At 67.5% G+C, this 12,610-nt stretch carries 12 protein-coding genes; 7 read left to right on the forward strand and 5 right to left on the reverse strand.

The genetic code is table 11. The features are described from left to right. Both puuE and ACQZ13_RS07895 read right to left on the reverse strand, forming a co-directional pair. Positions 1-957: an allantoinase PuuE gene (puuE, locus tag ACQZ13_RS07890; protein ID WP_431050817.1), complete on the reverse strand. Its 957-nt coding sequence runs from the start codon at positions 955-957 to the stop codon at positions 1-3. Positions 958-1,021: 64 nt separating this feature from the next. Further along, positions 1,022-1,705 carry a GntR family transcriptional regulator gene (locus tag ACQZ13_RS07895; RefSeq protein WP_431050819.1) on the reverse strand — a complete coding sequence of 228 codons (684 nt, stop codon included), beginning with the start codon at positions 1,703-1,705 and terminating at the stop codon, positions 1,022-1,024. Between the two features lie 126 nt (positions 1,706-1,831). On the opposite strand from ACQZ13_RS07895, the gene uraH reads away from it, so the two are divergent. From uraH to ACQZ13_RS07925, 6 genes are all read left to right on the forward strand, one after another. Further along, positions 1,832-2,185, forward strand: coding sequence for a hydroxyisourate hydrolase (gene uraH / locus ACQZ13_RS07900; RefSeq protein ID WP_431050821.1), 354 nt, complete (start codon positions 1,832-1,834; stop codon positions 2,183-2,185). A gap of 9 nt (positions 2,186-2,194) precedes the next feature. Further along, the gene (xdhC, locus tag ACQZ13_RS07905) at positions 2,195-3,013 is read left to right on the forward strand and encodes a xanthine dehydrogenase accessory protein XdhC (RefSeq protein ID WP_431050823.1); all 819 of its coding nucleotides are present in this window, start codon (positions 2,195-2,197) and stop codon (positions 3,011-3,013) included. 283 nt (positions 3,014-3,296) lie between these two features. Next, complete coding sequence (locus ACQZ13_RS07910; protein ID WP_431050825.1) at positions 3,297-4,547, forward strand: urate hydroxylase PuuD; 1,251 nt, start codon at positions 3,297-3,299, stop codon at positions 4,545-4,547. A gap of 11 nt (positions 4,548-4,558) precedes the next feature. Then, complete coding sequence (locus ACQZ13_RS07915; RefSeq protein ID WP_431050827.1) at positions 4,559-5,578, forward strand: DUF4424 family protein; 1,020 nt, start codon at positions 4,559-4,561, stop codon at positions 5,576-5,578. Positions 5,579-5,644: 66 nt separating this feature from the next. Then, positions 5,645-5,830 carry a hypothetical protein gene (locus ACQZ13_RS07920; protein ID WP_431050829.1) on the forward strand — a complete coding sequence of 62 codons (186 nt, stop codon included), beginning with the start codon at positions 5,645-5,647 and terminating at the stop codon, positions 5,828-5,830. A gap of 93 nt (positions 5,831-5,923) precedes the next feature. After that, the gene (locus ACQZ13_RS07925; protein WP_431050831.1) at positions 5,924-6,934 is read left to right on the forward strand and encodes a sugar kinase; all 1,011 of its coding nucleotides are present in this window, start codon (positions 5,924-5,926) and stop codon (positions 6,932-6,934) included. An 86-nt stretch (positions 6,935-7,020) separates the two neighbouring features. On the opposite strand, the gene ACQZ13_RS07930 is transcribed toward ACQZ13_RS07925, so the two are convergent. The 3 genes from ACQZ13_RS07930 to ACQZ13_RS07940 form a co-directional block, all read right to left on the reverse strand. After that, the gene (locus tag ACQZ13_RS07930; RefSeq protein WP_431050833.1) at positions 7,021-7,785 is read right to left on the reverse strand and encodes a rhamnogalacturonan acetylesterase; all 765 of its coding nucleotides are present in this window, start codon (positions 7,783-7,785) and stop codon (positions 7,021-7,023) included. 176 nt (positions 7,786-7,961) lie between these two features. Further along, positions 7,962-11,027, reverse strand: a complete 3,066-nt coding sequence (locus ACQZ13_RS07935; protein WP_431050835.1) for a TonB-dependent receptor — start codon at positions 11,025-11,027, stop codon at positions 7,962-7,964. A 226-nt stretch (positions 11,028-11,253) separates the two neighbouring features. After that, entirely contained in the window at positions 11,254-11,589 is a 336-nt protein-coding gene (locus tag ACQZ13_RS07940) for a cupin domain-containing protein (RefSeq protein ID WP_431050837.1), read from the reverse strand. A gap of 181 nt (positions 11,590-11,770) precedes the next feature. On the opposite strand from ACQZ13_RS07940, the gene kduI reads away from it, so the two are divergent. Beyond that, on the forward strand, positions 11,771-12,607 hold the full coding sequence (kduI, locus tag ACQZ13_RS07945; protein WP_431050839.1) for a 5-dehydro-4-deoxy-D-glucuronate isomerase: 837 nt from the start codon (positions 11,771-11,773) through the stop codon (positions 12,605-12,607). Positions 12,608-12,610: the final 3 nt, after the last annotated feature.

Consider the following 12,610-nt stretch of genomic DNA (forward strand, 5'->3'; position numbering starts at 1 on the left):
TCAGCCCCAGACAAAGGCCTTGTCCGCATCGAACGGATGCGTGGCGCGCCAGTGGCGGGCGATGTCGATGCGCCGGGCGACCCAGACGCGATCGTGTTTCTCGACGTGGTCGAGGAAGCGCTGCAGCGCCCGCATGCGGCCCGGCCGTCCGAGCAGCCGGCAGTGCATGCCGATGCTCATCATCTTGGGCGCCTCGGCGCCCTCGGCGTAGAGCACGTCGAAGGTGTCGCGCAGGTACTCGAAGAATTCGTCGCCGTGGCTGAAGCCTTGCGGCAGCGCGAAGCGCATGTCGTTGCAGTCCAGCGTGTAGGGCACGACCAGATGCGGCGTCAGCGCGCCGTCGGTCTTGCGCACGTTGAGCCAGAACGGCAGGTCGTCGCCGTAGTAGTCGCTGTCGTACTCGAAGCCGCCGAAGTCGGCGACCAGCCGGCGCGTGTGGGGGCTGTCGCGGCCGGTGTACCAGCCCGACGGGCGCTCGCCGGTCAGCTGCTGGATGATGTCCATGCCGATGTCCATGTGCTGGCGCTCGGTCGCTTCGTCGACGCCCTGGTAATGGATCCATCGCCAGCCGTGGCAGGCGATCTCGTGATTCAGCTCGACGAAGGCCTTCGTGAGTTCCGGATGGCGCTCCAGCGCCATCGACACGCCGAAGACGGTCAGCGGCAGGGCTCGCTTCTCGAATTCACGCAGCAGCCGCCACACGCCGGCGCGCGAGCCGTACTCGTAGATGCCTTCCATGCTCAGGTGGCGCGCGGGAAAGGCCGGCGGGTTGAACATCTCGGACAGGAACTGTTCGCTGCCGGCGTCGCCGTGCAGCACCGAGTTCTCGCCGCCTTCCTCGTAATTGAGGACGAACTGCACGGCGATGCGCGCCTGGCCCGGCCACTTCGCGTGCGGCGGGAATTCGCCGTAGCCGATGAGGTCGCGGGGGTATCCGGGGGAGACGACGGGCTTCATGCGAGGAACTTCCTGGAGGTGTCGGAAGACGTTCGGGCGGACATGTCGTGAGCGGGCGGCGGTCTCATCGTTGCAGGACCGACTTCAGGTCCTGCACGCGCGGATCGAGCCGCAGGTTGGCCTCGACGTTGCCGAGGTGGGCGTCGAGCAGCTTCAGCGCCGCGCGCTTGTCGCGGGCTTCCAGCGCGTCGACGATGGCGTCGTGCTCGGCCTGGGACTCGGCGGCGGAATGGGAGCTCTGGTACATCAGCGCGATCAGGGAACTGCGCGAGAGCAGGTCGGTCAGCAACTGCGCCAGCACCTCGTTGCCCTGCATGCGGGCGAGCACGACGTGGAAGTCGGCCAGCAGCCGCGTGCGGCCGGGGACGTCGGTGCGGGCGACGGCCTCGCGCTCCTGCTTCAGATGGGCGCGCAGCTGCTTGATCTGCGCGGGGGTGATGCGCTGGCAGAGGTCGGCGAGCATGGCGGCCTCCAGCATCTTGCGGACCTCGAAGACCTGCCGCGCTTCCTCGACGCTGGGCTGCGCGACGAAGGCGCCGCGGGCCGGTTCCAGGCGCACCAGCCGGTCGCGGCTGAGCTGGTTCAGCGCCTGACGCACCAGCGTGCGCGAGCAGTCGAAGATGTCCGCGAGCTGCTGCTCGACCAGCTTGGTCCCCGGCATCAGCCGACGCTCGACGATCGCCTGCGTGATGGCGGCGGTGATGCGTCCGGTGACGGAAGCGCTGGCGTCGAGGTCCCGGGCGTTCATGGGCGGGCGGTCATGGGAGGGGGCACGGGCGGACGGTCGGTCGTGATCGGAAGATCGGTCGGTGTGCGGTGTGTCCCGAAGTGTATACACTTTGGATCTCCCGTTTTCCTTTCACCGATGGCGACCATGGGCAAGCTCACGACTCACGTCCTCGACACGATGCACGGCAGCCCGGCGGCCGGCATGGCCGTGCGGCTGTACCGGCTCGAGTCCGGCGAGCCGCGCCTGCTGCAGGCGCTGACGCTGAACGCCGACGGACGGGCGGACGGGCCCTTGCTGGAAGGGGCGACGCTGCAGGTCGGCCGCTACCGGCTGGTGTTCGCGGTGGCGGAGTACTTCCGCAGCCGGCGCGTGACCTTGCCGGAGCCGGCTTTCCTCGACGAGGTGCCGCTGGATTTCGGCATCGCCGATCCGGGCGCGCACTATCACGTGCCGCTGCTGGCCAGCCCCTGGTCGTACTCGACCTACCGGGGCAGCTGAGGTCGTCGCATGCGGTCCTGGCAGACGCTGGCCCTGAGACTCGCGCGCGAGCCGGCGGTGCTGGTGCGCGTCGATGAGCTGCAGGGCAGCGGCCCGCGCGAGGTCGGCGCGTGGATGGCGGTGACGGCGGCCGACGTCGTGAACACGATAGGCGGCGGGCAGCTTGAATTCGATGCGATCGCGAAGGCGCGTGCGGCGCTCGCGACGGGGCGCGTGATCGATGCTCGCCAGCGTTTCGCGCTCGGGCCGTCGCTGGGCCAGTGCTGCGGCGGCGTCGTGTGGCTGACCTTCGAGTGGCTCGATGCGCAGGCGATCGCCGGTCTGGCGCAGCGGCTCGGCGATCAGCGCGAGTGGCGGCGCATCGCGCTGTTCGGCGGCGGCCACGTGGGTCGGGCGATCGTCGACCTGCTGGCGAAGCTGCCGGCGACGGTGCACTGGATCGACAGCCGCGAGGGCATGTTTCCGGAGCCGCTGCCCGACAACGTCCGCGCGGAGCAGTCCGAGCCTGTACAAGGCGCGGTGCCGACGCTGGCGGCGGGCTCGCATGTGCTGATCATGAGCTTCAGCCACGCGGAGGATCTCGACATCCTCGCCAGTTGCCTGAAGCGGCAGCGCGAGTCGCAGGATCTCCCGTACATCGGCCTGATCGGCAGCAAGAGCAAGTGGGCGACCTTCCGCCATCGCCTGGAAGCCCGCGGCTTCACGTCCGCCGAGCTGGCGCACGTCACCTGTCCGATCGGAATCCCGAACATCCCGGGCAAGCAGCCGGAGATGGTGGCGCTGTCGGTGGTGGCGCAGGCGATGCAGGAACCGACGGGGCCGCGTTGAGCGTTCCTTCAGTACTTCCACCGCCGCTGGCCCTCACCCCCGCCCTCTCCCGCAAGCGGGAGAGGGAGTGAGAATGCACTGAGCTGATCGAAACGCCTCCCTTCTTTCTCCCTCTCCCGCTTGCGGGAGAGGGCAGGGGTGAGGGCCGGCGGCCGTCGCAGTCCTCGCTCCAGACTGTATACACTTCGCTCCTCAACGTCGCCGCGGCGCCCCTTTCTCAGCGCGACGCTTGCCGGTTCACAGCGCCCGCAGTGGTGGTCCGGATCTTGCTCGACGTTCGTTGATGGACAGCTACCTGCTTGACTGGGCCAATCTGCTGCTGCGCTGGCTGCACGTGATCGTGGCCATCGCCTGGATAGGCGCCTCGTTCTATTTCGTCTGGCTGGACAACCACCTGGTGAAGCCGCAGGCCGAGGACTTGAAGTCCAAGGGCGTGGACGGTGAACTCTGGGCGGTGCACGGCGGCGGCTTCTACAACCCGCAGAAGTACATGGTCGCGCCGGCCAACCTGCCGCAGCACCTGCACTGGTTCTACTGGGAGAGCTACTGGACGTGGATGAGCGGGTTCGCGCTCTTCGCGCTGCTGTACCTCTTCAATGCCGACACCTACCTGATCGACAAGCGCGTCTTCGACTGGAGCGCGCCTGCGGCGATTTCAGGAGCGCTCGGCTTCCTCGCGGGCGGCTGGATCGTCTACGACCAGATCTGCCGGCGCTTCGGCCGCAAGCCCGACGGCTCGATCGGCAACGACGGCGTGGTGCTAGGCCTGATCGCCGTGGTGGTGGCGTGTGCCGCCTGGGGCACGAGCCAGCTCTTCGCGGGCCGCGCGGCCTTCCTCATCACGGGCGCGATGCTGGCCACGATGATGAGCGCCAACGTCTTCTTCTGGATCATCCCCGGCCAGAAGCAGGTCATCGCCGACATGCGGGCGGGGCGGCCGGTGGACCCGGTCCACGGCCAGCGCGGCAAGCAGCGCAGCGTGCACAACACCTACTTCACGCTGCCGGTGCTGATCGCGATGCTGTCCAACCACTACGGCATGCTCTACAGCCACGCGCAGAACTGGCTGGTGCTGGTGATGCTGATGCTGACCGGCGCGCTGGTGCGCACCTGGTTCGTGAAGCGCCACAAGGGCGTCGACGCCTGGCCGCTGCTGGTGGCGGTGGTGATGCTGCTCGCGATCCTGATCGCCTGGCTGGCGCCCAAGCCGACCATGGTGCCGGTCACGATGGCGCCGCCGGCGGCGACGTCGTCGGCAACACCTGGCACCGGCGCGACCACGCCGGCGTTGGCCGATTCGACCGACGTGTCCTTCGACCAGGTGAAGACCATCGTCCACGCGCGTTGTCTCGCGTGCCACAACGCGGCGCTGGCGCCCAAGCGCATCCAGTTCCACGAGCCGCAGATGATCGAGCAGCACGCGGCGGAGATCTACCAGCAGGTCGTGGTGCAGAAGACCATGCCGCTGAACAACGCGACCGGCATCACCGACGAGGAGCGGGCGGCGTTGGGGCGGTGGTTCAAGGCGAGGTAGAGGCGATGGGAATGAAGAACAGGCCCACACTGAGGTCGACGCTGATGCTGTTGGCCTTCGGCTTGTGCGCGTTTCAAGCGCATGCCAACGATTCCATGGCGCGCATCGGAACCCATGGTCTGGAGCTCGTGAAGAGCGACCGGGTACGGATGGCCACGGAGCGGCTCGACATCTCGACCCAGCGCATCCAGGTGCGATACCAGTTCATCAACGAGTCGACCGTTGATGTCCCGGCCGTGGTGGCGTTCCCGCTGCCGCGGTACGGATGGAATCCTGGCGCGGCGATGATCGATGGCAACGAATATCCCTTGCGACCCTTCGAGGTGAAGGTCGATGGTCAGTCCGTGCCTTCTCGGATGTCTCGTCGGGCGCTGCTGGAAGGCAGGGATGTCACGGTCGCCCTGCGTCGCGCGGGACTCAAGGACGCCGAGGTGTTCGACACCTTCGGTTGTCGCGGTTCTGAGTGCGAGTTCAGTCCCCGCGTGGCCGCCGCGCTCAAGCGGATGAAGGCCTTGTCGATCGACGGGTATCCGACGTGGGAGGTCGAGGAAGCGGCGTACTGGGATATCCGGTTTCCCGCCGGCCGGTCATTGAAGGTCGAGCACGACTACGCGCCCAAGGTCGGCATGGTCTACAGCGTGCCGTACTGGGACGGTCAATGGAACGAGCAGATGCTGCCGTCGCCGGCTCGCCGCAAGGACGGTGAACGCGGCGATCCCGCATGTCTGGCGGACAGCGCCCGCGCGGAGGTCGAGCAGCGCGTCCGTCGTGAAGTGGCCGCTGGTGCAAAGGGCGTCCAGGTGGTGTTGCGTGACGTCGAATACGTTCTGGGGACGGGCCGCAACTGGAAGGGGCCGATTGGCGACTTCACGCTGCGTGTGCAGAAGGAGGCGGTCGACGACATTGTTGCGCTGTGCCTTCCGGGGAAGCTTCTGCAACTGGACGCCAAGACGCTGGAGTTCCATGCGTCGGACTTCACACCGCCTGATCGACTGGTGCTGCATTTCTATCGGGTCGAGCCGTCGAGGTAGCAGGGCGTTCCCCATCGAGGGAAACCCCTCGGTTGAAGCCCCTCGACGCGTCTCGATCTGGGCGCCATGTTCTTCTTCCGCCACCCCAAGCCCGTCGTCGATCGACGCCCCGTTGCGGAGCATTCCGTGCAGATCGAGGCGAAGGATCTGCCCGTGCTGGTCGAGCTGAAGGAGATCTTGAAACCGACGCTGCCGACGGGCCTCATCGAGCCGGCCTCGGTGCCGCCGCGGCGTCCGCCCAAGCCGCGATGACCTCCCGCTAGGGGTCACTCCGGTGGCGCTCATCGCCTCCGGAAATCAGAATCCAAAACAGCGTTTCAAAACTGAGAAACGAAGAGGATTCCGATGACCAAGCGCGTGGCCGTGATCGGCGAATGCATGCTGGAGCTCAAGGGCGAAGCCTTCGGCGCGATGACGCTGGGCTACGGCGGCGACACCTTCAATACCGCCGTCTATCTGCGCCGCTGCGGCGCGGCGGCCGGGCTGGAGGTGGCCTATGCGACCGCCGTCGGCGAGGATGGGCTCAGCACCGGTCTGCTCGATCGCTGGCGGGAGCAGGGCATCGATACACGCCTGGTGCGGCGGCTCCCGGGCCGCATGCCGGGGCTGTACATGATCGAGGTCGACGGCCGCGGCGAGCGCAGCTTCCACTACTGGCGCGACACCGCCGCGGCGAAGGCGTATTTCGACATCGAGCGCTCGCCGCTTGAAACCCACGCGGATGAATTCGACGCGCTGTACCTCAGCGGCATCACGCTCGCGATCCTGCCGGCCGAGGGGCGTGAGCGCCTCTACGCGCTGATGGCCACGATGCGCGAGCGCGGCGCTCATGTCGTCTTCGACAACAACTATCGGCCCCGCCTGTGGAAAGACCGACAGGCGGCGCGCGTCGAGTTCGAGCGCGCCTTCGCGCTCGCCACGATCGCGCTCGTCACGGCCGACGATCATCAGGCATTGATGGACCTGCCGGACCTCGACGCGGCCATCGCGCATGCGAAGGCATTGGCGGCGCCTGAGGTGCTGATCAAACGCGGCGCCTTGTCGACGCTCGTGCGTGCCGCCGATGTGCAACGTCGGACTGCACAGGCCGCTGGCCCTCACCCCCACCCTCTCCCGCAAGCGGGAGAGGGAGTCAGAGAGGAGAGGGCGGTGTGGCTTGAGGCTCCGACGCAATGGGTCGAGCGCGTCGTCGACACCACTGCGGCGGGAGATTCGTTCGCCGGCGGTTACCTGGCGCGTCGACTCTCGGGACACGATGCCGTCGGTGCCGCCACGCATGGCAATCGCGTCGCAGCGCGCGTGATCGGCCATCCCGGCGCGATCATTCCCGCCGAGGCGATGGCGGATCTGCTCTGACCTTCCCCCTCTCCCGCTTGCGGGAGAGGGCAGGGGTGAGGGCCAGCAGCCGTGGCATGAACCAGCGTCGACAGTGCCCCGCGCGCTCAGCGCATCCAGCGCTTGAGCTCGGGCATCACGATGCCGAGTTGCTCGGCGACCATCGCCGAGAACACCTGTCCGCCCTTGGCACCGAGGTGTGTGCGATCGAACACCGGATTAGAAGCGCCGGCGCGGTCCGGCGCGGACGCGGCCTGCGCGGGCGCGGTCAGCGGCTTCGGCGCCATCGCCAGCGTGTCGGCTTCGTTCTCGCCCATCGCCTGCACGGCCGCGTGGCTGAGCGCATTCAGGTCGATCAACGTCACCTGGTGCTCGGTGCTGACGCGGATGGTCGCGTCGGCCCAGGGGCGCAGGTTGTTCTCGAGTCGCCCCTGCGCATCGAAGCTCCGTCGCGTGAGCGGCGTCAGCATCACCAGTCGTGCGCCCGTCGGCCCGACGTCGGCGATGTAGTTGGCGAGATTGGCGGGGAACTCGGTCTGCAGGTCCGTGGAGCGGCCCGGCTTGCCGGGCTGGTCGTTGTGGCCGAACTGCATCAGCACCACGTCGGTCTGTCCTGCGGGCCGATCGCGCAGCAGCGTCATCACGCGGTCCCAGAGGCCTTCGGCGCGGAAGCTCTTCGTGCTGCGTCCGCCTTTGGCGACGTTGAGGCAGGTCACTTCCGGCTTGAAGCGCTCGCAGAGCGCGTCGCCGTAGCCGCTCTTCGTGGCCATCGTCGAATCGCCGACGAGGATCACGCGCAACGACGTCGTCGTGTTCTGTGCCTGCGCGGCGCCGGCCACAAGGACGAGTGCCGCGAGCCATGATGTCTTCATGAGTGCTCCGTGGTGATGCGACCGGAATGGGGCTTGGGGTTCCCGGAGGGAGGCCCCATGCCCCGTGGAGAGTCGGCGCTCATCCTCCCGCAGTCGTTCGCGAATCCTGCTCCGCGCTGCGAAAGGAAACGGGGTCGAGCGTCCCCGCCCGACCCCGTGCCGTCAAGCAAGCAAACTCAGAACTTGTAGCTTGCTCCCAGGAGGTATTCCCGTCCCGTCACGTGATACACGACCGGGCTGTTGCGGGCTCTGGAGATGAACTGGTCGTTCGCCTCATTGGTCAGGTTGACGCCTTCCAGGGTGATGGTGAGGTGGTCGTTGACCTTGTACGAGATGGACGCGTCCACGTTGAGCGTGGCGTTTTTCCCTTCGACGTCGTTGTTGTTCTGCCCTGGCACCCGCGTCAGGAACGACGAGCGCTTGGACGCCGACACCCGCGCGCTGAAGGTGTTGTCGTCGTAGTACATCGTCGCGTTCCACGACTTGGGCGACATGTTGAGCAGGTCGTCCGAGATGGTGGAGTTGCTGGTCGGCGAGATGAGGTACGTGATCTTGGACTTCACGTAGGTGTAGTTGAGCACCGTGCCGAAGTTCTTGCCCCAGCTCGGCAGGAAGGTGAACGGCTGCTGGTAGTTCAGCTCGATGCCGCGCAGCTTGCCTCCGGGGGTGTTGATCGGCGTCGTGAGCTGGAACACTTCCTCGCCGGTGAAGTTGGACGGCAGCAGCGACAGCGGCAACCCCGTCTGGTTGTACGGCGCGTTGGTGCGCAGGCTCTGGATGTAGGTGTCGATGTTCTTCTGGAACAGGCCCACGCCGATGAAGGCGTTGCGGCCGAAGTACCACTCCAGGCTGCCGTCGAAGGTCTTCGCGCGGAAGGGCTTCAGGTACGGGTTGCCCGTGGTGATGGACAGCGTGCCGGTCGTGCTGATGGTGCCGCCCGGGTTCAGGTTGCCCAGCTGCGGCCGCGCCATCACCTTGGCCGCGGCGAAGCGCGCGATCAGGTCCTTGGTCAGGTTGGCCGAGACGTTGAGCGCCGGCAGCCAGTCCTTGTACTTCTGCCCGATCACGACCTCGGTGCCGCCGCCGGTGGCCAGGTAGCCGGTGGCGTCCTGTTCCGTGACGACGTAGCGCACCCCGACATTGCCCTGCATGCGCAGGCCGAGCACACGCCCTTCGAAGTCTGCCTGCACGAAGCCGCCGGTGTCCTTCTCCACCACCGCGCGGTTGTTGCCGCGCGCGTTGCCGTTGGTGGTCGACGACAGCGTGTAGTCGCCCGGACCGCCGGCGGGACCGCTCTTGATGCAATTGCAGTAGATGTCGTAGGCCGCGGCGATTGCGTTGAGGTCGGGGATGACCCACGAGGTCGGCGTGCCTTCCGGCAGGCTGAGCCCGCGACCGAAACCGGTCAGCATCTTCGTCAGCACGTCCGATCCCGCCGCCGGCGAGAAGATCGTGTCGTTCTGGTTGACGCGCCGGAACTCGAAGGTGTCGAAGCTGTATTTCTTGTAGTCGAAGCCGGCCTTCAGCGTCAGCGTGTCCGGCATCACTTCCCAGGCCAGGTCCAGATGCGCGATGTCGTTGACGTTGTTCGCGCCCTGCGGCCGGATGCGGATCTCGCTGGTGGTCGTGTTCGTGACCGTCGTGGGCTGCGTGCCCGTGGTGACCTGCGGCACGCCGACGATCTGCAGCGCGCCGTTCTGCGCCGCCGGATCGAAGGGGTACTTGATCACCGGCAACCGGTCGTTGTCGCGGAAGTCCAGCGTGTAGCCGTTGACGTTCAGCGCGTCCAGCGTGACCGTCGTCTGCACCGGGTTGCGGAACTTGGAATCGGCCCGGCCCACCTTCGCATTGAGCTTGAGGTGGTCGGTGATGTCCTGCTCCAGCGTCAGGCTCGGTTGACGGAAGGTGGTCGTCAGCTCGTCGTAGCGGGACTCGGCGCGGATGTCGACGCCGTTGAACACGCCGTACTGCAGCGCGCCGTTGGGCGCGTACTGCGCTTCGACGACGCTCGTCTGCGGCTTGCCGCCCTGGCTCGCCGTGCGGCTGAACGAGATCGCTTCGAGGAAGTCCTCGCGCCGCGTCGCGTCCAGCTTCGAGTACAGCATGTCGAAGGTCAGCAGCGTGCTGTCCGTCGGCTTGAACTGGACCGAGCCGGTCAGGCCGAGCCGGTCCTGGTCATGCGTGAGACGGCCGTAGCGCGGCAGGCGCGGATGGAAGTTGTCGGCGCTGCTGGCCGCGTTGTAGGCCGCCGTCGCGCCGGCCGAGGCCGGCAGGCGCGGCACGCCCTGCGCGGCGGGGCCGCAGTTGGTGGCGGTGGTCGTCGGGTTCGCCGGGGTCACGCCTTGCGGCGAGCACCAGCCGCCCGACGAGGGACCGTTGTCCCAGCGCACCGTCGAGAAGCCTTCCTCGAAGAGCCGGCGCTTCGAATACGCGCCCGACACCAGCACGCCCAGCTTCTTGTCGAAGAACACGTCGCTGAGCAGGAAGGCTGCGCGCGGATCGGTCTCGCGCGCCAGGTCGTTGTAGCGCGCCTTCACCGAGGCGGCGACCACGCGCTTGTTGAAGTCGAAGGGCCGCGCGGCCTGCAGGTCCACGGTCGCGCCGAGCGAGCCTTCGTCGATCTCCGCCGAGCTGCTCTTGCGCACGGTGATCGTGTTGAAGAGCTCCGCCGCGAAGACGTTGAAGTCGAAGCCGCGCGAGCGGTTCGCGCCGCCGGAGCTGTCCGTGCCGCCGGTCGTGGCCAGCGCCTCGATGCCGTTGATGCGCACGCGCGTGAAGTCGGCGCCCAGGCCGCGCACGGTGATGTTGCGGCCTTCGCCGGCGTCGCGGTCGATCACCACGCCCGGGATGCGCTGCAGCGACTCGGCCAGGTTGGTGTCGGGGAACTTGGCGATGTCCTCCGCCTTGATCACGTCGACGATGCCCTTGTCCTGGCGCTTGGCGTTCAGCGCGCTCTCCAGCGAGGCGCGGATGCCGGTGACCACCACGGTGTCCAGCGACTTGTCGGCGGCGGGGCCTGCAGGCGCGGGGGCGGGCGCAGCCGCGGCAGCCGAAGCGGCGACGGCCGGGGCGGGCGCGGCCTGCTCCTGGCTCCAGGCCGGCAGCGACAGCGTCGCGGTGCCCAGCAGGCAGGCCGCGAGGCGGGTCAGGCGAGGCGTCGCTGCGACGGGGTCGGCCCGTCGTGCCCGACGCGGGCGGTTGGACGTGGACGTCCCGAGGCGAGTCCCAATACGGTGGGGCATGACGTTGTCTCCAAGGTTCTTCTGCGACCGCGGGCGCGGGATCGTGGCCCGTCGCTCTCGCGGCATCGGTCGGTCGCAGGCGCACGCAGGGCGCCGGCAGGTCGGGAGCGGCCATCGCTGCAGTGCGATCGCCACCTCGGTACTGCGGATGCGATCCGCGCCGTGCGCGGACCCTGGGGAACTGCTGGTACAGCCGGAACGGCTAGTCGGCCGGCGCCGCCGGCGGCTAGAGGTAGTCCTCGCGCCGCGGCGAGAACTGGTCCAGCAGCGTGCTCCCGGCCTCCAGCGCGACGACGCCGTGCGTCGTCAGCCGCGGCGCCACGAAGGCGTCACCCGGCTTGAGCACGCGCTTCACGCCGCCCACGTCGCACTCGAACGAACCGCTGATCACGAACGCGATCTGGTCGTGCGCGTCGTGCGCATGCGGCGTGCCGATGGCGCCCCGGTCGAACTGCACCAGCACCGACATCAGCTCCGGCGTGTGGCCGACGATCTTGCGTCGGATGCCGTCGCCGAGCTCGGTCCACGGCTGGTCGTCGTTCAGGAAGTACGGGCTGCTCATCGGGAATGTCTCCTGGATTCAGGACGGTTCTCGGCCGTCGTTGCGAGCAACTATAGCGACGTCGCGAAAAATTGAAACAGCGGTTCACTAGATGGAAACCATAGTTCCGGGAAAGTCCGCAGACCCGTACGCTGCGACCCCATCAGAGCTCGTGAAGCCACAGGAACCGCCAGGAGACGACATGGAAATCCGCCAACCCATCCACAGTGAACACGCCCGCACGCTGGACACCGAAGGCCTGCGCCAGCAGTTCCTGGTCGACGAGATGTTCAAGCCCGACGAGGCGACGCTCACCTACAGCCAGATCGACCGGATCATCGTCGGCGGCATCATGCCGGTGACGAAGCCGGTGACCTTCTCGGCCGAGCTGGGCAAGTACACCGGCACGGACTACTTCCTGCAGCGGCGCGAGCTGGGCCTGATCAACATCGGCGGCGCGGCGCGCGTGTTCGTCGACGACACGCAGTACGACGTCGGCCCGCGCGAGGCGCTCTACATCGGCCAGGGCGCCAAGATCGTCGAGTTCAAGAGCGTCGACGCCGCGAATCCGGCCAAGCTGTACTTCAACTGCGCGCCGGCACACACCGCGTATCCGACGCGCAAGGTCACGCTGGCCGAGGCCTCGCCGGAGACGCTGGGTTCGCCCGAGACCAGCAACCGCCGCACCATCTACAAGTTCCTGGTGCCGGACGTGCTGCCGACCTGCCAGCTGCTGATGGGCATGACGCAGCTGGAGCCGGGCAGCCTCTGGAACACGATGCCCTGCCACCAGCACGACCGCCGCATGGAGGTGTACTTCTACTTCGACATGAAGTCGGACGCGGTGGTCTTCCACATGCTGGGCGAGCCGACCCAGACCCGCCACCTGGTCGTGCGCAACGAGCAGGCGGTCATCAGCCCGAGCTGGTCCATCCACTCCGGCGTGGGCACGCAGGCCTACACCTTCATCTGGGGCATGGTGGGCGAGAACCAGGTGTTCAAGGACATGGACCACGTGCCGATGACGACGCTGCGCTGATCG

The organism is Roseateles sp. L2-2 (genome assembly GCF_050613215.1).
GTDB classification, from domain to species: Bacteria; Pseudomonadota; Gammaproteobacteria; order Burkholderiales; family Burkholderiaceae_C; genus Roseateles; species Roseateles noduli.